The sequence below is a fragment of the Pseudomonas sp. SID14000 genome (genome assembly GCF_002165135.1).
Classification (GTDB): domain Bacteria; phylum Pseudomonadota; class Gammaproteobacteria; order Pseudomonadales; family Pseudomonadaceae; genus Aquipseudomonas.
The window spans coordinates 195,848-217,689 of record NZ_NFZQ01000002.1 but is presented as its reverse complement, the minus strand read 5'-3'; the positions used below and the strand labels follow the sequence as shown (position 1 = coordinate 217,689).

Below are 21,842 nucleotides of genomic sequence, written 5' to 3'. Positions count from 1 at the left end.
CAGGAGCGTCATGATGAGTGTCGATGAAAAACGTATCCGCGAATTTGCCTACCAGATCTGGGAATCCGAGGGTAAGCCCACCGGCCAGGAGGACCGCCATTGGGACATGGCCCGCAAGCTGGCCGAAGCCGAGGCCTTGGCTCCCAAGGCGGCGCCGCGCAAGCGGGCACCGGCCAAGCCCAAGGTAGCCGCTGAGCCGGTTGAGAAGGCCGTGGCAGCGAAGAAGCCCCGGGCGGTGAAAAAGCCGGCTGCCGGTTGACCCGGCACTGGCCTCTTCGCGGGTGAACCCGCTCCCACAGGTACGGCGTAATGCTCAGGCCTGGCCCCATTCCTGTGGGAGCGGGTTCACCCGCGAAGAGGCCGGTGCAGGACTGCACAGTTCCCCCTCCGCCACGGCCACAGAGGACCGCCATGAGCCCCCGCATCCCGAAGAAAACCCGCTCGGTCGCCCCATCGCGCATCCGCGAAGGCCTGCCCTTCCCCCTCGGTGCCACCTGGGATGGCCTGGGTGTCAACTTTGCCCTCTTCTCGGCCAACGCCACCAAGGTCGAGCTGTGCCTGTTCGATTCCACTGGCGAGCACGAAATCGAACGCATCGAGCTGCCCGAATACACCGACGAGATCTACCACGGTTACCTGCCCGACGCGCACCCCGGCCTGGTCTACGGCTACCGCGTGCACGGCCCCTACGAGCCGGAGAACGGCCACCGTTTCAACCCCAACAAACTGTTGATAGACCCTTATGCCAAGCAATTGGTCGGCAGCCTGCAATGGTCCGAAGCGCTGTTCGGCTACACCATCGGCCACCCCGACGGCGACCTGTCGTTCGACGAGCGTAACAGCGCGCCCTTCGTGCCTAAATGCAAGGTGATCGACCCTGCCTTCACCTGGGGCCGCGACCAGCGCGTACAGATCCCCTGGGAACGCACGATCATCTACGAGGCTCACACCCGTGGCATCAGCATGCGCCACCCGGCGGTGCCAGAAAAACTGCGCGGCACCTTTGCCGGCCTGGCCAATGACGAGCTGCTCAGGCACATCAAGGAGCTGGGTGTTTCCAGCATCGAACTGCTGCCGATTCACGCCTTCGTCAACGACCAGCACCTGCTGGACAAGGGCCTGAACAACTACTGGGGCTACAACAGCATCGCCTTCTTCGCCCCCCACCCGCGCTACCTGGCCAGCGGCAAGATCGCCGAATTCAAGGAAATGGTCGCGCACCTGCACGACGCCGGGCTGGAGATAATCCTCGACGTGGTCTACAACCACACCGCCGAAGGCAACGAGCGCGGGCCAACGCTGTCGATGCGCGGCATCGACAACGCCTCGTACTACCGCCTGATGCCGGACGACAAGCGCTATTACATCAACGATTCCGGCACCGGCAACACCCTGGACCTGAGCCACCCCTGCGTGCTGCAGCTGGTCACCGACTCGCTGCGCTACTGGGCCGGCGAAATGCACGTGGACGGCTTCCGCTTCGACCTGGCGACCATCCTTGGCCGCTACCACGACGGCTACAGCGAGCGCCACGGGTTCCTCGTTGCCTGCCGCCAGGACCCGATGCTGAGCCAGGTGAAGCTGATCGCCGAACCCTGGGACTGCGGCCCGGGCGGCTACCAGGTGGGCAACTTCGCCCCGGGCTGGGCAGAGTGGAACGACCGCTTCCGCGACACGGTGCGCGCCTTCTGGAAAGGCGACGAAGGCCAACTGGCCGACTTTGCCTCGCGCATGACCGCCTCGGGGGACATGTTCAACAACCGTGGCCGGCGCCCCTATGCCTCGGTCAACTTCGTCACCGCCCACGACGGTTTCACCTTGCGCGACCTGGTGTCGTACAACCACAAGCACAACGAAGACAACGACGAGAACAACCAGGACGGCACCGACAACAACCTTTCGTGGAACTGCGGTGTCGAGGGGCCGACTGACGACCCGGGCGTGAATGCCCTGCGCATGCGCCAGATGCGCAACTATTTCGCTACCCTGCTGTTGGCCCAGGGCACGCCGATGATCGTCGCCGGTGACGAATTCAGCCGCACCCAGCACGGCAACAACAATGCCTATTGCCAGGACAGCGAAATCGGCTGGGTGAACTGGGACCTGGACCAGGAGGGTGAAGAGCTGCTGGCCTTCGTCAAGCGCCTGACCCGCCTGCGCCTGGCCTACCCGGTACTGCGCCGCTCGCGCTTTCTGGTGGGCGACTACAATGAGGCAATCGGGGTCAAGGACGTGACCTGGCTGGCACCGGATGGCAACGAGATGAGCGTGGAGCAATGGGAAGACCCGCACGGGCGATGCCTGGGCATGTTGATCGATGGCCGCGCGCAGGTCAGCGGCATTGCCCGACCAGGCGCCGAGGCCACCGTGCTGCTGATCGTCAATGCCCACCATGACATCGTACCGTTCAAGTTGCCTACCGTACCCGATGGGGATTACTGGAGCTGCCTGGTCGATACCGACCGGCCAGAGCTGCGCAAGGGGCAGCACCTGCAATTCGACAGCGCTTTCGAGGTGAAGGGGCGGTCGTTGCTGCTGATGGTGTTGCAGCGTGATGAGGAATGAACCTGACAGCCTGGTATCTGTCCGTTGTAGGAGCAGCCTTGTGCTGCGAAGAGGCCATTACCGGCACAGCAAATGGTTTGCCTTATCGGCCCTTTCGCAGCACAAGGCCGCTCCTGCAAGGATCCGCGCAAACCGTTGATTGAGGAGTAACCGTGAACCCCGAAGCCGGCAGTAAAGGTTTCGCCAGCGTCAACCAGGCCCCGGCCGTTAAGCGGCTGCGGGTGCTGACGGTGAATACCCACAAGGGCTTCACCGCCTTCAACCGGCGCTTCATCCTGCCGGAACTGCGCGAGGCGGTGCGCAGTACCCAGGCCGACATCGTCTTCCTCCAGGAGGTGCTCGGCAGCCACGACCGCCACGCCGCGCGCTACCCCGGCTGGCCGCAGACCTCGCAGTACGAGTTCCTCGCCGACAGCATGTGGAGCGACTTCGCCTACGGCCGGAACGCGGTCTACCCCGACGGCCACCACGGCAACGCGCTACTGTCCAGATACCCGATCATCGAACACCGCAACCTCGATGTGTCGATCACCGGCCCCGAACGTCGTGGCCTGCTGCACTGTATCCTCGACGTGCCCGGCCAGCGCCAGGTGCATGCCATCTGCGTGCACCTGTCGTTACTGGAAAGCCACCGCCAGAAGCAACTGCAACTGCTGCGCAAGCTGCTCGAATCCTTGCCTGCCGACGCCCCGGTGATCATCGCCGGCGATTTCAACGACTGGAAATCCCACGGCAACCGCACCTTGGGCCTGCAGCGCGACCTGCACGAGGCCTTCGAACGCCACCACGGCCACCTGGCCCGCACCTATCCTGCGCGCTTGCCGCTGCTGCGTCTGGACCGCGTCTACCTACGCAACGCCGAAAGCCATGGGCCGCGGATTCTGGGGCACAAACCTTGGTCGCACCTCTCGGACCATCTGCCGTTGGCGGTCGAAGTCAGGCTCTAGCAATCATTCTTCATAGCCACGGAACGGCAAATAGCGAACCCCGCTATAACCTGTTTTTTTATCATTTAAATCAAATGGTTGAGCAAAGTTACGGAACACGAACACTTCTTTAACGATTTCTTGACGCAAGCGGCTCCCTCTCCTTAGCTGAACATATCTGGCAGTAATGATCTCGCGCCGGGCCTCTAGCTCGCGCCTTCGTGCGCGCTGACGAAAGCCTGGCGTGCTGGTTTGGGTCGCCCACTGTTTTTGCCGTACAGCTCGTGACAACAGGCCAGGTCCTAGGGCTGTAACACAAAAACAAAGGAGATCCGCCATGAAAAGCACCTCGAAACCCTTGCGCTTCGACAGCATTTTCTACGCGGTTTCCACGTCGCTGCTTCTGGCAACCCCGGTGGAAACTATCGCGTATGAATTGCAGGACGACCCGGCCTCGCCCGGTTTCCTGCAACAACCGGCAGTACCACAGCTGTCGCTCGACCCGGTCAACGCCAGCGGTTTGAATATCAGTACCTTGAATGCGTTTTCGCACGAGATGAGCGAGCGCCATAGGCAAGCTGCACCGGACCTGGTCGCCAGCCAGTGGGCGCAGTTCTTCCCCGGCACTGCTCGCAGTGGCGCGCAGCCCCCCGACCAGCTGGAGGCCCCCAGCCAGCAATTGATGATCGGCCCGGACCTGTTCGTGCGTGAAACGGCAGCGGGCAATGTGCACCGCGCGGGGATCTTCGTGGGGCAAAACAACCTGCAGACCAATTTCAACGGCATGCGCCGGCTGCTGGGCGACAAGCAGCGCAATGCGGTGAACCTGAGCGGTGAAAGCCTGGGAGTGTACTGGAGCATGACCCATGAACAGGGCTGGCACCTGGATGCCGTGGCCATGGGTTCGCGCATCGACGTCAATGGCCGTGGCGAAAACGGCAAGCGGCTGGACGACAGCGGTCACGCGATGACTTTCTCGCTGGAAGGTGGCATCCCCATCGGCCTGGGTGGTGGCTGGGTGATCGAGCCGCAGGCGCAGTTGATCAATCAGCAGTTCTTCCCTGGCAGCCGGGCGCAGGAAGAGACCCTGCAGGCCTTCGACAGCCAGCCGAGCTGGAGCGGCCGGGTCGGTGCCAGACTGTCCGGGCGCTATGAAGTGCGCGGTATGCCGATCGAGCCCTATGTGCGGACCAACGTATGGTATGACTTCAGCAATGCCGATGAGGTGAAACTGGACCAGGTCGACAAGATCTCCAGCTCGCGCTACTCGACCACGGTGGAACTGGGGTTGGGGCTGGTGGCGCGGGTGACGCCTTCGGTGGCGCTGTTTGTCAGTGCCGATTACAGCAGTGACGTGGATGACAATGACCTGAATGGGTTGATTGGCAGCCTTGGGGTGCGGATGCGGTGGTAGGCAGGTTCGGCCCTTTCGCGGGTGAACCCGCTCCCACAAGGACCGCACAGGGTCTGAAGCTTGTGCAATACCTGTGGGAGCGGGTTTACCCGCGAAGAGGCCAGTACCAGCAACACATCAGGCTGGTTTCATTATCAGAACCCCAAGTGGCGGCAGGTTCAGGGCCAGCGACAGCGGCTGGCCATGGCTGGCTATCTCGTCACTCTCCACCACCCCCAGGTTGCCGACATTGGACCCGGCATACAGCTCGGCATCGCTGTTCAACAGTTCCTGCCAGCGCTCGCCGAACGGCACGCCAATGCGATACCCCTCACGCGGCACCGGGGTGAAGTTGGCCACCACCAGCACCGGCTCGCCACTGCTGCTCCAGCGCAGCCAGGCATACACGCTGTTCTGCGCATCGTCACCAATCAACCACTGGAAACCCTGCGGCTGGCAATCCTGCTCGTGCAGCGCCGGCACTTCGCGGTACAGGCGGTTGAGGTCGCCCACCAGGCGCTGTACCCCCTGGTGTTCAGGGTACTGCAGCAGGTACCAGTCCAGCTCGCCATCGTGGTCCCACTCACGCCACTGGCCGAACTCGCAGCCCATGAACAGCAGCTTCTTGCCCGGATGCGCCCACATGAAGGTGAGGTAGGCTCGCAGGTTGGCGAACTTCTGCCAGCGGTCGCCGGGCATCTTGTCGATCAGCGAGTGCTTGCCGTGCACCACTTCGTCGTGGGAGATGGGCAGGATGAAGTGCTCGGAATAGGCATAGATCAGCCCGAAACTCATCTCGTTGTGGTGGTAGGTGCGGTGCACCGGGTCGTTCTGGATGTAATGCAAGGTGTCGTGCATCCAGCCCATGTTCCACTTGTAGGCAAAGCCCAGGCCACCCTGCTGGGTCGGCTGGCTGACGCCGGGCCAGGCAGTGGACTCTTCGGCGATGATCAGCGCGCCCGGGGCCTCGTGGGCCGCCACGCCGTTGAGGTGGCGGATGAAGTCGATGGCCTCCAGGTTCTCGCGCCCGCCGTGGCGGTTGGGCACCCACTCGCCGGCCTTGCGCGAATAGTCGCGGTATAGCATCGAGGCCACCGCATCGACGCGCAGGCCATCGATGTGGAAGTGCTTCAGCCAGTGCAACGCCGAGGCCATCATGAAGCCGCGCACTTCGTTGCGACCAAGGTTGTAGATCAGCGTATTCCAGTCCTGGTGGTAGCCCTCCAGGGGGTTGTCGTATTCGTACAGGGCGGTGCCATCGAAACGCGCCAGGCCGTGTTCGTCGGTGGGGAAATGCGCTGGCACCCAGTCCAGCAGCACGCCAATGCCGCCCTGGTGGCAGGCGTCGACGAAGGCGGCGAAGTCCTCGGCGCTGCCGTAGCGCGAGGTGGGCGCGAACAGCGACAGCGGCTGGTAGCCCCAGGAGCCGCCGAACGGGTGCTCCATGATCGGCAGCAGTTCGATGTGGGTGAAGCCCAGTTCCTGAACGTACGGCACCAGGCGCTCGGCCAACTCGCGCCAGTTGTAATAACGCCCGACTTCACCCGCCTCATCCAGCTCGCAGCGCCACGAACCTGGGTGCAGCTCGTAGATCGACAGCGGCGCGTTGTAGGCATGGCGCTGCGCGCGTTGCGCCATCCAGTCGTGGTCTTGCCAGTCGTGGCTGAGCGGCCCCGCCACCTTGGAAGCGGTGCTCGGCGGCAGTTCGGTGGCGCGCGCCAGCGGGTCGGCCTTCAGGGGCAGTATGCCGTCCTTGCCCAGTACTTCGAACTTGTAGGTTTCGCCCACACCCAGGCGCGGGACGAACAGTTCCCAGACCCCGGCGCTGTGGCGCAGGCGCATGGGGTGGCGGCGGCCGTCCCAGTTGTTGAAATCACCCACCACCGACACCCGGCGCGCGTTCGGCGCCCACACCGAAAAGCACACGCCGTCGATGCCATCGGCCTGGATCGGCTGGGCGCCGAAGCGCCCGGACAGGTCGCGATGGTTACCTTCGGCGAACAGGTACAGGTCCATGTCACCCAACTGCGGGCCAAAGCTGTAGGGGTCTTCGGTGACCTGCTCGCCGCCGGCCCAGCCGATCTGCAGCAGGTACGGGTGTGCCTCATCGAGGTGCGCCCAGAACAACCCGGGCAGGCTGCCCTGCTCCATTTCGGCGAGGATGCGCCCGTCATGCCGGGCCAGGATGCGCACATTCAGGGCATTGGGCAGGAAGACACGGACCACCTGCCCCCCCGCGCCGTCGCCGTGGGGGCCGAGTACCGCAAATGGATCGGCGTGCTCGGCGCGGGCCAGGGCGTCGAGGTCCCGTTGCCAAAGGCCGCCGTTTTCACGCGTGGTTGCATTCATCTATGACTCTCCCCAGGTACTGATCAGTCCATGCAGACCATGCAAAGGCACGGCCAGCCAACTCGGACGGTTCTCGGCTTCGTATGTGATTTCATAGGCGGCTTTTTCCAGGCAGAACAGCTCCAGTGCGGCACGCTCGCCCTCGGCCTGCTGCCAGGCATGGGGCATGGCCGCAGTGGCCAGACCATAGGCTTCGACAAAGGCATGCCGCGACTGGTGCAGGTACTGCCTGGCAACCCGTTGCCGGGCTTGGCGTGCCGGGTCGGAAAGGTCGACCGCAGACGCGCTGCGCAAGATCATGGCAGCAGCATAGTCGAAGGATCGCAGCACGCCGCTGACATCCTTGTACGGGCTGTGTTTTGCCCGGCGCTCTTGCAGCGGCCGGGCGGGTTCACCTTCGAAATCGATGAGGTAGGCATCGCCCTGCACCACCAGCACCTGGCCCAGGTGCAGGTCGCCGTGCACGCGCATCAGCAGGCCGCCCTGGGCCTGACGGGTCAGGTTGGCAATGTGCTGGGCCAGGCCGTCGCGCTGTTGCTGCAGGTCGTCGACCAGCACCTGGCTGTCACTGTCGAGGCTGTCGCGGTGCTGGGCCAACAGATCGAGAGCATGGGTAAGTTCGGCACTGATCTGGGCACTCCAGCGCTCGCTGTCGTCGGCATCGCTTGGGCGCGGCTGAAAGGCCTCGTCACTGGTCGGTGCGGCCAATAGCAGGTGCATCTCGCCCAGGCGCTGACCTAGCAAGGCGGCAAAGCCGGTGAGTTCGGCCAGTGCGTCGGTGTGCGCGTCGGCGTCGAGGCTGGAAGGTTCCATCTGGTCGCGGATGGCCCGCTCCAGGGTGTTCTGGGTCCAGGCCCAGGCATCACCCTGGTTGCTCAGGTAGCCCTGGGCGATCATCAGCAGGTGTGGCGCGCCCTGCTCGTCCACCCGGCTGACCCAGGCCAGCAACGGCGAAATATTGGCAAAGCCTGCAGCGGTCAGGTAGGCACTCATTTCCAGCTCCGGGTGCACGCCCGGGTTGACCCGGCGGATCAGCTTGAGCACCACATGGTCGCCGATCACCACCGAGCTGTTGGACTGCTCGGCGCTGAGGTAGCGCACGGTGCTTTCGTCGTTCAACGCCAGGCCCGCCAACTGCTGCGTACTTTCGAAGCGCAGCTCGCCCTCACCGTTGCCACAAGGCAGTTGCATGCCCTCCTCACAGGCACGCAGCACCGCGCGGATGAACGGTTCGAGAACAAAGGCGTCGGTGATCAGGCCAACCTGATGGGCACGGCGTACCCGCGCCAGGGCCAGCTGTTGCGGCAGCGCGCTGTTGATCTGCTCTTCGGGCAGCAGGCCGAACGGCAGTTGGTAGCGGTTGGCCACACCGTCGCTGAGCACTTCGATTTCACCGAGCAGCACCGGCGTGGTGGCCGTGCCGAAGCGCACGCCGTAGCACAGGCGCACGGCGTCGATCGGCCCTTCCTTGCCGGCGAACCAGCGCCGCTTGGGCAGGTACTGCGGCAGGATGGCGCTTTGCAGGGTATCGCTGGCGGGGGCTTGCAGCAGTTCTTCCATGCGTTTGCGCAGTACCAGCGTGGTCAATTCGGGTAACCCCTCGGAGGCCTGGATGTGCCAGCTGGGCATGCGGTCGTGGGAGGCCAGCAGGAACCAGTAGAAGGCGTAGGGTGGCAAGGTCAGCAGGAACGGCAGTTGGCCGATCGGCGGGAAGGCGCTGCCGCCGAGCATCTCCACCGGTACTTTGTCGGCGTATTGTGACAATTCCAGTTCGGCCGCCTGGGCGGCACGGGAAACGTTGGCCACGCACAGGATGACCTCGGTGTTGCCCTCGGCGTCGGTGTACTCGCGCAGGTAGGCAAGGATGCGCCGGTTGTTCGGTGTGAGGGTGCGCAGGCTGCCACGGCCAAAGGCCTTTTGCTGCTTGCGCACCGCCAGCATGCGCCGGGTCCAGTTCAGCAATGAGTGCGGGTCGTTGGCCTGGGCCTCGACGTTGACGGTCTGGTAACCGTACAGCGGGTCCATGATCGGCGGCAGCACCAGGCGCTGCGGGTCGGCGCGGGAGAAACCGCCGTTGCGGTCCGGTGACCACTGCATGGGCGTGCGCACGCCGTCGCGGTCGCCCAGGTAGATGTTGTCGCCCATGCCCAGTTCGTCACCATAGTACAAGGTAGGCGTGCCGGGCATCGACAGCAGCAGGCTGGTGAGCAGTTCGATGCGCCGGCGATCACGCTGCAGCAACGGCGCCAGGCGGCGGCGGATGCCCAGGTTAATGCGCGCGCGGCGGTCTTCGGCGTAGTAGTTCCACAAATAGTCACGCTCGCGGTCGGTGACCATTTCCAGAGTCAGCTCATCGTGGTTGCGCAGGAAGATCGCCCATTGGCAGTTGGCGGGGATTTCCGGGGTCTGGCGCAGGATATCGGTGATCGGGAAACGGTCTTCCATGGCCAGGGCCATGTACATGCGCGGCATCAACGGGAAGTGGAAAGCCATGTGGCATTCGTCGCCCTCGCCTTCGCCGAAGTACGGGCGGGTGTCCTCGGGCCACTGGTTGGCCTCGGCCAGCAGCATGCGGTCGGGGTAGTTGGCATCGATTTCGGCGCGGATCGCCTTGAGTACGTTGTGGGTTTCGGCGAGGTTCTCGTTGTTGGTGCCGTCGCGCTCGATCAGGTAGGGGATGGCATCCAGGCGCAAGCCATCGACACCCAGGTCGAGCCAGAAGCGCATCACCTTGATCACGGCCTTGAGCACTTGCGGGTTGTCGAAGTTGAGGTCGGGCTGGTGCGAGTAGAAGCGGTGCCAGAAGTACTGGCCGGCGACCGGGTCCCAGGTCCAGTTGGACTTCTCGGTGTCGAGGAAGATGATGCGCGTGCCGTCGTACTTCTGGTCGTCATCCGACCACACATAGAAGTCCCGCGCCTTGCTGCCGCGCTTGGCATGCCGGGCGCGCTGGAACCAGGGGTGCTGGTCACTGGTGTGGTTGATGACCAGCTCGGTGATTACCCGCAGGCCGCGTTTGTGCGCTTCGGCGATGAAGCGGCGGGCATCGGCCAGGTTGCCGTAGTCGGGGTGCACGGCCTTGTATTCGGCGATGTCGTAGCCGTCGTCACGGCGTGGCGAGGGATAGAACGGCAGCAGCCACAGGGTATTGACGCCCAGCTCGGCAATGTAGTCGAGCTTGCTGATCAGGCCGGCGAAATCGCCGATGCCGTCGTTGTTCGAATCGAAGAACGACTTGATGTGCAGCTGGTAGATGACGGCGTCCTTGTACCACAGCGGGTCGTCGATGAAGGCTGCCGGGCGGGAACGCTTGGCCATGTGCGACTCCTTTCAATTCCAGGTTGCTCTGGCCCCAATGCACACGCAACTGACTTGACACGATCCCTGTGGGAGCGGGTTTACCCGCGAACACCGGCGAAGCCGGTGCCATGCTCCGCGGCGCCTGCTTCGCGGGTAAACCCGCTCCCACAGGGGATGGCGTGCACCGTGTTAACGGGCCTTTTCGATGCGCCAGATGCCGAACGGCAAATGCCAAGGCTCGATGCGCATCCATTGGGTCTTGCCGTACCACGACCAACGGTGGCCGTTCATCAGGTCTTCACCCTGGGTTTCGGCGTTGTCGTCCAGCCCCAGCTCCCACAGCGGCAGCTCGAAATGCGCCTCCTGGGCGTTGTGCGGGTCGAGGCTGATTGCCACCAGGATGTAGTTGTCACGCTCGGGCGTGCGCTTGGCGAAGTACAGGATGTTGTCGTTCCAGCAGTTGAAGAACGCTACGCCCAGGTGGGTCTGCAAGGCACGGTTCTGCCGGCGGATGCGGTTGAGCTGGGCGATCTCGGCGATGATGTTGCCCGGCTGGCTGAAATCGCGCGGACGGATTTCGTACTTCTCCGAATCCAGGTACTCCTCCTTGCCCGGCAGCGGCGTGCCTTCGCACAGTTCGAAGCCCGAGTACATGCCCCACAGGCCCGAGCCCATGGTCGCCAGCGCCGCACGGATGAGGAAACCGGCACGGCCGGAGGTGTGCAAAAAGTATGGGTTGATATCCGGCGTATTGACGAAGAAGTTCGGCCGGTAGCACTGGCTCCACGGCGGCTGGTTGAGCTGCTCGTAGTACTCGCGCAGTTCCTGTTTGTGGTTGCGCCAGGTGAAATAGGTATAGCTCTGCGCATACCCGATCTTGCCCAGGCGAGCCATCATCGCAGGCCGGGTAAAAGCCTCGGCGAGGAAGATGACCTCGGGGTGCTGGCTACGCACATTGGCGATCAGCCATTGCCAGAACGGCAGTGGCTTGGTGTGCGGGTTGTCGACGCGGAAGGTTTTTACCCCTTCCTCGACCCAGCCGACCACCACGTCACGCAGGGCCAGCCACAACGAGGGCACGGCGTCGGGAGCGTAGAAATCGACGTTGACGATGTCCTGGTACTTCTTCGGCGGGTTCTCGGCGTAGCGGATGGTGCCGTCCGGGCGCCAACTGAACCAGCCGGGGTGCTCCTTGAGCCAGGGGTGGTCCTGGGAGCACTGAATGGCGAAGTCGAGGGCGATTTCCAGGCCATGTTCGGCCGCCGCGGCCACCAGCCTGCGGAAGTCGTCGCGGCTGCCCAGTTGCGGGTGAATCGCCTCGTGGCCGCCTTCCGGGCTGCCGATGGCATACGGGCTGCCCGGATCGCCGGGCTCGGCTTTCAGGGCATTGTTACGGCCCTTGCGATGCTGCATGCCGATGGGATGAATGGGTGGGAAGTACAGCACGTCGAAGCCCATGTCGCGGATCATCGGCAGGCGCTCGTGCACATCATTGAAGGTGCCGTGGCGCTCGGGGCTGTCGGTGATCGAGCGCGGGAACAGCTCGTACCAGCTGGCGAATTGCGCCGCCGGGCGGTCGACATCGACGGGGAACTCACGGCTGCGGGCCAGGTAGCTGCGGTGCTCGGCGTCGCCCATCAGGCGGGCGGTGGCAGGGTCGAGAAACAGCGCCACCTGGTCGTCGGCATCCAACGTGGAAAGGCGCTGCTGTATGGCCTGGAGTTCCTCGCGCAGGGCACCGTTGCACAGCTCGATGCCCTTGCCCAGCATCAACCGGCCTTCCTCCAGTTCCAGCCTGACCTCGACACCGGCGTGGTACTTCTTCTCCAGGTCGTGGCAATAGGTGGCGAACGGGTCGATCCAGGCCTCGATGCTGAACAGGTGCGGGCCCAGTTCGATGGGGGTGAACTCGGCCAGCCACAGGTCGTTGCCCGGCGAGTGCATGGGCACGCAATGCCAGCGCCGGCTGTGGGCCTGGCGCCAGTGGAGCATTACCGCCAGGCGGTCGTGGCCGTCAGTGAAGACCTTGCTGCTGACGGCAACCACCTGGCCGCTGACCGCCTTGGCGGCGAACGCCCCAGCGTCGAGCACCGGCTGGGTGTCTTCGATAACGATGCGCGGCGCCAGCAGCGCCTGGGACAGGCTGATGGCCTGATCCGGGTGATCGTTGGCCATGGGCACGCTTTCGAAGGGCTCGTTTCGTGACATCGGACCTTGCTCCCTCAGGCTGGTAGCGGTAAGGGTTCAGAGCCGGGCACAGGCGTGGGGTTCAAAAAAAATGAGCGAACGGCAGCTGCCAGGGGTCGAAGCCTGCAGCACCTCTTCAATTACCCATGCGAGGTCAGGCCATGAACATTCCCATTCCACCGGAGACACCCGACCCCAACATCGACGACCCGAGCCTGCCGCCACCCGTGCCGGAAGAAGACCCGGACGAGCTGCCGATCAAGCCGACCGTGCCGCCGACGGTGGGCGACCCACCCAACCAGGAGCCACCGGTAGAGGCTTAAGGGTAGACCAGGATTCTGTGCTGGCAGGGCCGGCCTCTTCGCGGGTAAACCCGCTCCCACAGGTACAGCACCAACCTCGAAGGCGGCGCAATACCTGTGGGAGCGGGTTTACCCGCGAAAGGGCCGGCGGACCTGGCCGATCAACCGGCAGATACAGCCGAAATCTCCGCCACACTGATCTCCCGCATGCGGAACTTCTGCACCTTGCCGGTCACCGTCATCGGGTACTCGTCGACGAAGCGGATATGCCGCGGCACCTTGAAGTGTGCAATGCGCGCCTTGCACCAGCCCTGCAGTTCCTCGACCGTGGCGCTGTGCCCCGGGTGCAGCTTGATCCAGGCGACGATCTCCTCGCCATAACGGCTGCACGGAATGCCGATCACCTGCGCATCGGCCACCGCCGGGTGGGTGTAGAAGAACTCTTCCAGCTCACGCGGGTAGATGTTCTCGCCGCCGCGAATGATCATGTCCTTGTTGCGCCCGACGATGCGTACATAACCGTGCTCGTCCATCACCGCCAGGTCACCCGAATGCATCCAGCCAGCCGGGTCGATGGCATCCGCCGTGGCCTCGGGGTTGTCCCAGTAGCCGAGCATCACGCTGTAGCCGCGGGTACACAGCTCGCCGATCTCGCCGCGAGGGACGATGCAGCCGTCGGCATCCACCAGCTTGGTCTCCAGTTGCGGCTGAGTGCGGCCGACGGTGGTCACGCGCAGTTCCAGGCCGTCGTCCGGGCCTGTCTGCAGCGACACAGGGCTGGTTTCGGTCATGCCGTAGGCGATCTGCACTTCGGCCATGTGCATCTGGTCGATGACCCGGCGCATCACCTCGATCGGGCAGGTGGCACCGGCCATGATGCCGCTGCGCAGGGTCGACAAATCCATTTGCGCGCGCGCGGGGTGGTCGAGCATGGCGATGAACATGGTCGGCACGCCGTAGAGGATGCTGGCGCGCTCTTCGACGACGGCGCGCAGGGTGAGTTCGGCGTCGAAGGCGTCGTTGGGGTAGACCATGGTGCTGCCATGGGTGATGCAGCCGAGGTTGGCCATGACCATGCCGAAGCAGTGGTACAGCGGCACCGGGATCACCATGCGGTCGCTCGCGGTCAGGCCCAGGCTTTCGCCGACCATGAAGCCGTTGTTGAGGATGTTGTAGTGGCTCAGCGTGGCGCCCTTCGGCGCGCCGGTGGTGCCGGAGGTGTACTGGATGTTCACCGGCTGGTCGAACTGCAGGCTTTGCTGGCGCGCCGCATAGGCCTCGGGCGAGGTCTGCCCTGCCCGCTCGGCCAACGCTTGCCAAGGCAGGAACCCCGTCGGCGGGTTGGCGGCCAGGCTGACCACACCACGCAGGTCGGGCAGGCGTTCACTGGCCATTTCGCCCGGGGTGGCGCTGGCCAGCTCCGGTGCCAGTTCCTGGACCATGGCGTGGTAGTCGGACGTCTTGAAGGCATCGGCACACACCAGCCAGCGGCAGCCGGACTGACGCAGCACGTATTCCAGCTCGCCCACCCGGTAGGCCGGGTTGATATTAACCAGAATGGCGCCGACCTTGGCGCTGGCCAACTGCAGGATGCACCACTGGGCGCAGTTGGGCGACCAGATGCCGACCCGATCGCCGGTGTTCACGCCCAAGGCCATCAAGGCACGAGCATGCACCTCGACCTGCCCGGCCAGCTGCCGCCAGCTGTAGCGCAAGCCCTGGTGGCGCGACACCAAGGCCTCGCCATCGGCACAACGGGCCACGGTGGCGTCGAAGGCCTGGCCGATGGTCTGGGTCAGCAAGGCTTGGTCCTGACGACCGCGGGTATAGCTTGGTTGACTCATGGGTGTCCCTTCTTGTGGTTGTTCTGGGCACGACTGAAGCAAGCGGGGAATACTCTGGCGCAGATTTACGTTTACGTAAAGGTGATGAGTCGATTGACAGTGAGCTCATGCAGGTTTACGTTAACGTAAAGGTGAAAACGACATCGGGTTTGTCGGCGTATCACCGACCCTGTGGGAGCGGGTTTACCCGCGAATGCGATCATCCAGGCAATGACGGTGGCCCTGCTGACGCATTCGCGGGTAAACCCGCTCCCACAGGGCCGGTGGATAGCCCTTGAGCTACGGTGTTACCCAATTTCAAGAACAAGAAGGTGCCCCAGCATGCATTACCCCACCCTGAACTTCGCCCTGGGCGAAACCATCGACATGCTGCGCGACCAGGTGCGCACCTTCGTCGCCGCCGAACTGGCCCCGCGCGCCGCGCAAATCGACCACGACAACCTGTTCCCTGCCGACATGTGGCGCAAGTTCGGCGACATGGGCCTGCTGGGCATCACCGTGCCGGAAGAATACGGCGGCGCCGGCCTGGGCTACCTGGCCCACGTGGTGTCGATGGAAGAGATCAGCCGCGGCTCGGCCTCGGTGGCCCTGTCCTACGGTGCCCACTCCAACCTCTGCGTCAACCAGATCAACCGCAACGGCAGCCACGAGCAGAAGCTCAAGTACCTGCCCAAGCTGATCAGCGGCGAGCACATCGGCGCCCTGGCCATGAGCGAACCAAACGCCGGCTCCGACGTGGTATCGATGAAGCTGCGCGCGGAAAAGCGCGGCGACCACTATGTGCTCAACGGCAGCAAGACCTGGATCACCAACGGCCCGGATGCCAACACCTACGTGATCTACGCCAAGACCGACCTGGACAAGGGCGCGCACGGTATTACCGCGTTCATCGTCGAGCGTGACTGGAAAGGCTTCAGCCGCAGCAACAAGTTCGACAAGCTGGGCATGCGCGGCTCCAACACCTGCGAGCTGTTCTTCGATGGCGTCGAAGTACCGGAAGAAAACATCCTCGGCCAGCTTAACGGTGGCGTGCGCGTGCTGATGAGCGGCCTGGACTACGAACGCGTGGTGCTGTCCGGCGGGCCGACCGGCATCATGCAAAGCTGCATGGACCTGGTGGTGCCCTACATCCACGACCGCAAGCAGTTCGGCCAAAGCATCGGCGAGTTCCAGCTGATCCAGGGCAAGATCGCCGACATGTACACCCAGCTCAACGCCAGCCGCGCCTACCTGTATGCCGTGGCACAGGCCTGCGACCGTGGCGAGACCACCCGCAAGGACGCCGCCGGGGTAATCCTGTACACCGCCGAGCGCGCCACGCAAATGGCCCTGGAGGCGATCCAGATTCTGGGTGGCAACGGCTATATCAACGAATTCCCGGCGGGCCGCCTGCTGCGCGACGCCAAGCTGTACGAGATCGGTGCCGGCACCAGCGAAATCCGCCGGATGCTGATCGGCCGCGAACTGTTCAACGAAACCCGCTGAGCACAGGGGACGGGCGCATATGGCTACCTTGCACACCCAGATCAACCCGCGTTCGGCGGAGTTCGCCAGCAACAGCGCGGCCATGCTCGAACAGGTCCATGCCCTGCGCGGCCTGCTCGCCCAGGTGGCCCAGGGCGGCGGGCCCAAGGCCCAGGAGCGGCACACTTCGCGTGGCAAGCTACTGCCGCGCGAGCGTATCGACCGCCTGCTGGACCCGGGCTCGCCGTTCCTCGAAATCGGCCAGCTGGCCGCCCATGAGGTGTATGGCGAAGACGTGCCCGCTGCCGGCGTGATCGCCGGCATCGGCCGCGTCGAAGGCGTGGAATGCATGATCGTGGCCAACGACGCCACGGTCAAAGGCGGTTCCTACTACCCGCTGACCGTAAAGAAGCACCTGCGTGCGCAGACCATCGCCCTGCAGAACCGCCTGCCGTGCATCTACCTGGTGGACTCCGGCGGCGCCAACCTGCCACGCCAGGACGAAGTGTTCCCCGACCGCGAGCACTTCGGGCGGATCTTCTTCAACCAGGCCAACATGAGCGCACTGGGCATCCCGCAGATTGCCGTGGTGATGGGCTCGTGCACCGCCGGCGGTGCCTACGTGCCCGCGATGGCCGACGAAGCGATCATGGTGCGCCAGCAGGCGACCATCTTCCTCGCCGGCCCCCCACTGGTAAAGGCCGCCACTGGTGAGGTGGTGAGCGCCGAAGACCTCGGCGGTGCCGATGTGCACTGCCGCACCAGCGGCGTGGCCGACCACTATGCCGACAACGACGAACACGCCCTGGCCCTGGCCCGACGCAGCGTGGCCAACCTCAACTGGCACAAGCTGGGCAAGCTGCAGCGCCTGGCCCCGGTGGCACCGCTGTATGCCGCCGATGAGCTGTATGGCGTGGTGCCGGCCGATGCCAAGCAACCGTTCGACGTGCGTGAGGTGATCGCACGCCTGGTCGACGGCTCGGTGTTCGATGAATTCAAGGCGCTGTTCGGTACCACCCTGGTGTGCGGCTTCGCCCACCTGCACGGCTACCCGGTAGCGATCCTGGCCAACAACGGCATCCTGTTCGCCGAAGCCGCGCAAAAAGGCGCACACTTCATCGAGCTGGCCTGCCAGCGCGGCATCCCGCTGCTGTTCCTGCAGAACATCACCGGTTTCATGGTCGGTAAAAAGTACGAGGAAGGCGGCATCGCCAAGCATGGAGCCAAGCTGGTCACCGCCGTGGCCTGCGCCCAGGTGCCGAAGTTCACGGTGATCATCGGTGGCAGCTTCGGTGCCGGCAACTACGGCATGTGCGGTCGTGCCTACGACCCGCGCTTCCTGTGGATGTGGCCCAACGCGCGGATTGGCGTGATGGGCGCCGAACAGGCCGCCGGCGTGCTGGCCCAGGTCAAGCGCGAACAGAGCGAGCGCAGTGGCCACCCGTTCAGCGCCGAAGACGAAGCCCGGCTCAAGCAGCCGATCCTTGACCAGTACGAGCACCAGGGCCACCCCTACTATTCCAGCGCCCGCCTGTGGGACGACGGTGTCATCGACCCGGCACAGACCCGCGACGTGCTCGGCCTGGCGTTGTCCGCAGCGCTGAACGCACCGATCGAACAGAGCCGCTTCGGCATTTTCCGGATGTGACCATGAGCGATTTCAGCACCCTCGAAGTGATCCGCGACCCGCGCGGCTTCGCCACCCTGTGGCTGAGCCGCGAGGACAAGAACAACGCTTTCAACGCCTTGATGATCCGCGAACTGATCGTCGCCCTCGACCAGTTGGCCGAAGACGCCAGCCTGCGCTTCGTGCTGTTGCGCGGCCGTGGCCGACACTTCAGCGCCGGCGCCGACCTGGCCTGGATGCAGCAGTCGGCGCAACTGGACTTCAACACCAACCTGGATGATGCCCGCGAGCTGGGCGAGCTGATGTATGCCCTGCACCGCCTCAAGGCGCCGACCCTGGCTGTTGTGCAAGGCGCTGCCTTTGGCGGCGCGCTAGGCCTGATCAGTTGCTGCGACATGGCCATCGGCGCCGAAGACGCCCAGCTGTGCCTGTCGGAAGTGCGCATCGGCCTGGCACCGGCAGTGATCAGCCCGTTCGTGGTCAAGGCCATCGGCGAGCGTGCCGCGCGCCGCTATGCCCTCACCGCCGAGCGTTTCAGCGGCGTGCGGGCCCGCGAGCTGGGCCTGCTGGCCGAGGTGTACCCGGCCAGCGAACTGGACGCCCAGGTCGAAGCCTGGGTGGCCAACCTGCTGCAGAACAGCCCGCAAGCACTGCGCGCCACCAAGGACCTGCTGCGCGAAGTGGACGACGGCGAACTCAGCCCGGCCCTGCGCCGCTACTGCGAAAACACCATCGCCCGCATCCGCGTCAGCGCCGAGGGCCAGGAGGGCCTGCGCGCCTTCCTGGAAAAACGCCGCCCCGCCTGGCAAACCGATGACAAGAAGGAGCCGCGCCCATGAGCCGCCCCGCTTTGACCACCCTGCTGGTCGCCAACCGCGGCGAAATCGCCTGCCGGGTGATGCGCACCGCCAAGGCCATGGGCCTGACCACTGTCGCCGTGCACAGCGCCACCGACCGTGACGCCCGGCACAGCCGCGAAGCCGATATCCGCGTTGACCTCGGCGGCACCAAGGCTGCCGAAAGCTACCTGCTGGTGGACAAGCTGCTGGCCGCCGCCAAGGCCAGCGGCGCCCAGGCCATCCACCCGGGCTATGGCTTCCTGTCCGAGAACGCAGGCTTTGCCCGCGCCATCGAAGAGGCCGGGCTGATCTTCCTCGGCCCACCGGCCAGCGCCATCGACGCCATGGGCAGCAAGTCGGCGGCCAAGGCGCTGATGGAAGCCGCCGGCGTGCCGCTGGTGCCGGGCTACCACGGCGAAGCCCAGGACCTGGACACCTTCCGCGCCGCCGCCGAACGCATCGGCTACCCGGTGCTGCTCAAGGCCAGCGCCGGCGGCGGTGGCAAGGGCATGAAAGTGGTCGAGGAAGAAAGCCAGCTGGCCGACGCCCTGGCCTCGGCCCAGCGCGAGGCTCAGTCGTCGTTCGGCGATGCGCGCATGCTGGTGGAAAAGTACGTGCTCAAGCCACGCCACGTAGAAATCCAGGTATTCGCCGACCAGCACGGCAACTGCCTGTACCTCAACGAGCGTGACTGCTCGATCCAGCGCCGTCACCAGAAGGTGGTCGAAGAAGCCCCTGCACCAGGCCTGTCACCCGAATTGCGCCGGGCCATGGGCGAGGCAGCGGTACGCGCGGCCCAAGCCATCGGCTACGTGGGCGCCGGCACCGTGGAGTTCCTGCTCGATGCCCGCGGCGAATTCTTCTTCATGGAGATGAACACCCGCCTGCAGGTGGAGCACCCGGTTACCGAAGCCATTACCGGGCTCGACCTGGTGGCCTGGCAGATTCGCGTGGCCTGCGGCGAGGCCCTGCCGATTACCCAGGACCAGGTGCCGCTGATCGGCCATGCCATCGAAGTGCGCCTGTATGCCGAGGACCCGGCCAACGACTTCCTGCCCGCGACCGGCAAGCTGGCGCTGTACCGTGAATCGGCAGCCGGCGAAGGGCGACGGGTGGACAGCGGGGTCAGCGAAGGTGATGTGGTGTCGCCGTTCTACGACCCGATGCTGGGCAAGCTGATCGCCTGGGGCGAAGACCGCGAACAGGCACGCCTGCGCTTGCTGGCCATGCTCGACGAGTTTGCCATTGGCGGGTTGAAGACCAACATCGCCTTCCTGCGGCGCATTCTCGCCCACCCGGCGTTTGCTGCAGCGGAACTGGATACCGGCTTCATTCCGCGTCACCAGGAAGTTTTGCTGCCCGCGCCGCAAGCGCTGCCGGCAGGCTTCTGGGAAGCAGCGGCCGAGGCCTGGCTGCAGGGTCAGGCCGCACATCAGCGGGACGACGACCGCAGTTCGCCATGGGCCGAACGCAACGGCCTGCGCCTTGGCTTGCCGGCGCGCAGCAGCCTGCATCTGGTGAGTGGCGGGCAGGACCAGGCAGTTGCCCTGGAGCGCAGCGCTGCGTCTACCTGGCAGCTGGTGGGCGAGCAGTTGGTACATGACCAGGCGGGCGTGCGTCGCCAGCATCTGGCGATCCGCCGCGGTGGCACGCTGTACCTGCACTGGGAGGGTGAGATGCATGCCATCGAAGCCTTCGACCCGATTGCCGAGGCCGAGGCCAGCCATAGCCATCAAGGCGGCCTGGGCGCGCCCATGAACGGCAGCATCGTGCGGGTGCTGGTGGAGCCGGGGCAGGTGGTGGAAGCGGGTACGGCGCTGGTGGTGCTGGAAGCCATGAAGATGGAGCACAGCATTCGCGCGCCGCATGGCGGCACGGTGAAGGCGTTGTTCTGCCAGGAAGGGGATATGGTCAGCGAAGGGACGGTGCTGGTCGAACTGGCGGAGTGAGTTTGGGGCGCTTGGCTTGGTTTTTTTTGCGCCTGTGAGATCGAGCGCCGCCCGCGCGGCGCTTCGCGGGACAAGCCCGCTCCCACATTTGTTGCAACGTGGCCATGCCTGTGGGAGAGGCGTTGCCAGCCTTGGTGCAAGGATTGAGACAAGTGGAGCGGCAGTAGTGCCAACCCAGAACTACAGCCATGCCACCAAGGCTGACAACCATGGCCTGTCAGGTTCGGCACGTTGCAACAAATGTGGGAGCGGGCTTGCCCCGCGAAGCGCCGCGCGGGCGGCGCTCGATCTCACAGGCGCAGAAAGTGTCAAGGCGAATACCCGCGAAGCGCCGCGCGGGCGGCGCTCGATCGACAGGGCGCCGCAACACCCATGCCTTGCACCCGCCAACCCCGATCAAAAGACCCCATGCACCCGCACTACCACCCCCAGAAACTCGCAGCCATCCTCACACAACAGCGCCGGGTAGTTGCTGTTAAGTGCCTTCAGGTACCGTTGCCCACCTTCCTCCGCCAACTCACGGAAGATCGCCGGTTTGCCCGGCTGACGAGCAATAACCAGACGCCCTGGCTCGGCATCTACCCCAGGGTCCACCAACATCCGCATGCCCTGCGGCACACTGCGCCCACTGACAGCACTCATCGCATCATTCTCGACGGTCAGCCAGAACGCCTTGCCTTGGGCCAGGTAGTCCGTCTGCTCGAAAACGCCAGGCTCCGCGCCCTCTGCAACACCTGGCTCATCCCAACCCAGCACCGGGTAGCGGAAGCACACGATGTATTGCATGAGGTCCAGATCGTCATCGGCGCCATCCACCTCGTAAACGCTCGGCTCCCCGTCCTGCCCCTGAATGCGCAGCTGCAAGCTGACGCTGTAATGGGGCATGCCAATCTCGACGAGCGTGCGATTCATCGACTCGATCTTCGGCTGACGCCGCTTGTTCACCCAATGCCCCACGCTGCCTTGAGACACGCCAACGCGCTCGGCCAGCTGTTCTTGAGTGAGCCCTAGCTCTTCCATCCGGTTACGGACCAGGGCGATCCATTTATCCATATTCATCGCTGCCATGAGCCTCCTGCAAAGGCGTGCGTCACGAT

The 21,842-nt window shown here is 64.5% G+C and carries 15 protein-coding genes; 9 read left to right on the top strand and 6 right to left on the bottom strand.

Features of this window, described 5'->3' with window-relative positions; translation table 11 throughout:
• The first annotated feature begins 10 nt into the window (after positions 1-10).
• The 3 genes from CAY82_RS03820 (at position 11) to CAY82_RS03810 (ending at position 3,512) form a co-directional block, all read left to right on the top strand.
• Positions 11-259 (top strand): DUF2934 domain-containing protein, encoded by a 249-nt coding sequence (locus CAY82_RS03820; protein WP_087500000.1) that lies wholly within the window; start codon positions 11-13, stop codon positions 257-259.
• 152 nt (positions 260-411) lie between these two features.
• Positions 412-2,565, top strand: coding sequence for a glycogen debranching protein GlgX (gene glgX / locus CAY82_RS03815; protein WP_087499999.1), 2,154 nt, complete (start codon positions 412-414; stop codon positions 2,563-2,565).
• A gap of 152 nt (positions 2,566-2,717) precedes the next feature.
• Positions 2,718-3,512, top strand: coding sequence for an endonuclease/exonuclease/phosphatase family protein (locus CAY82_RS03810; RefSeq protein WP_087499998.1), 795 nt, complete (start codon positions 2,718-2,720; stop codon positions 3,510-3,512).
• A 3-nt stretch (positions 3,513-3,515) separates the two neighbouring features.
• Here the strand turns inward: CAY82_RS03810 and CAY82_RS25720 are convergent, their stop codons facing one another.
• Positions 3,516-3,830 carry a hypothetical protein gene (locus tag CAY82_RS25720; RefSeq protein ID WP_140399076.1) on the bottom strand — a complete coding sequence of 105 codons (315 nt, stop codon included), beginning with the start codon at positions 3,828-3,830 and terminating at the stop codon, positions 3,516-3,518.
• Between CAY82_RS25720 and CAY82_RS03805 the strand changes: the two genes are divergently transcribed.
• Positions 3,829-4,905 carry an autotransporter outer membrane beta-barrel domain-containing protein gene (locus tag CAY82_RS03805; RefSeq protein WP_087499997.1) on the top strand — a complete coding sequence of 359 codons (1,077 nt, stop codon included), beginning with the start codon at positions 3,829-3,831 and terminating at the stop codon, positions 4,903-4,905. The genes CAY82_RS25720 and CAY82_RS03805 overlap by 2 nt on opposite strands.
• Positions 4,906-5,022: 117 nt before the next feature.
• Here the strand turns inward: CAY82_RS03805 and glgB are convergent, their stop codons facing one another.
• From glgB to CAY82_RS03790, 3 genes are all read right to left on the bottom strand, one after another.
• Positions 5,023-7,233 carry a 1,4-alpha-glucan branching protein GlgB gene (glgB, locus tag CAY82_RS03800; protein WP_087499996.1) on the bottom strand — a complete coding sequence of 737 codons (2,211 nt, stop codon included), beginning with the start codon at positions 7,231-7,233 and terminating at the stop codon, positions 5,023-5,025.
• The gene (treS, locus tag CAY82_RS03795; RefSeq protein ID WP_087499995.1) at positions 7,234-10,551 is read right to left on the bottom strand and encodes a maltose alpha-D-glucosyltransferase; all 3,318 of its coding nucleotides are present in this window, start codon (positions 10,549-10,551) and stop codon (positions 7,234-7,236) included.
• Positions 10,552-10,722: 171 nt separating this feature from the next.
• The gene (locus CAY82_RS03790) at positions 10,723-12,741 is read right to left on the bottom strand and encodes an alpha-1,4-glucan--maltose-1-phosphate maltosyltransferase (RefSeq protein WP_087499994.1); all 2,019 of its coding nucleotides are present in this window, start codon (positions 12,739-12,741) and stop codon (positions 10,723-10,725) included.
• A gap of 140 nt (positions 12,742-12,881) precedes the next feature.
• On the opposite strand from CAY82_RS03790, the gene CAY82_RS26600 reads away from it, so the two are divergent.
• Positions 12,882-13,043 (top strand): hypothetical protein, encoded by a 162-nt coding sequence (locus CAY82_RS26600; RefSeq protein ID WP_170931020.1) that lies wholly within the window; start codon positions 12,882-12,884, stop codon positions 13,041-13,043.
• Between the two features lie 140 nt (positions 13,044-13,183).
• Here CAY82_RS26600 and CAY82_RS03785 read toward each other — a convergent pair whose 3' ends face one another.
• Positions 13,184-14,866 (bottom strand): AMP-binding protein, encoded by a 1,683-nt coding sequence (locus CAY82_RS03785; RefSeq protein WP_087499993.1) that lies wholly within the window; start codon positions 14,864-14,866, stop codon positions 13,184-13,186.
• Positions 14,867-15,187: 321 nt separating this feature from the next.
• On the opposite strand from CAY82_RS03785, the gene CAY82_RS03775 reads away from it, so the two are divergent.
• From CAY82_RS03775 to CAY82_RS03760, 4 genes are read left to right on the top strand one after another with little or no spacing between them, the layout of a single operon-like run.
• Positions 15,188-16,351 carry an isovaleryl-CoA dehydrogenase gene (locus CAY82_RS03775; protein ID WP_025339821.1) on the top strand — a complete coding sequence of 388 codons (1,164 nt, stop codon included), beginning with the start codon at positions 15,188-15,190 and terminating at the stop codon, positions 16,349-16,351.
• A 19-nt stretch (positions 16,352-16,370) separates the two neighbouring features.
• Positions 16,371-17,978, top strand: a complete 1,608-nt coding sequence (locus CAY82_RS03770; protein ID WP_087499992.1) for a carboxyl transferase domain-containing protein — start codon at positions 16,371-16,373, stop codon at positions 17,976-17,978.
• A 2-nt stretch (positions 17,979-17,980) separates the two neighbouring features.
• Positions 17,981-18,796 carry a gamma-carboxygeranoyl-CoA hydratase gene (locus CAY82_RS03765; protein ID WP_015271009.1) on the top strand — a complete coding sequence of 272 codons (816 nt, stop codon included), beginning with the start codon at positions 17,981-17,983 and terminating at the stop codon, positions 18,794-18,796.
• A complete protein-coding gene (locus CAY82_RS03760; RefSeq protein WP_087499991.1) occupies positions 18,793-20,745 on the top strand; it encodes an acetyl/propionyl/methylcrotonyl-CoA carboxylase subunit alpha in 1,953 nt (650 codons plus the stop codon). The genes CAY82_RS03765 and CAY82_RS03760 overlap by 4 nt, the downstream gene beginning before the upstream one ends.
• 396 nt (positions 20,746-21,141) lie before the next feature.
• Here the strand turns inward: CAY82_RS03760 and CAY82_RS03755 are convergent, their stop codons facing one another.
• Positions 21,142-21,804 carry a LexA family transcriptional regulator gene (locus CAY82_RS03755; protein ID WP_170931028.1) on the bottom strand — a complete coding sequence of 221 codons (663 nt, stop codon included), beginning with the start codon at positions 21,802-21,804 and terminating at the stop codon, positions 21,142-21,144.
• Positions 21,805-21,842: the final 38 nt, after the last annotated feature.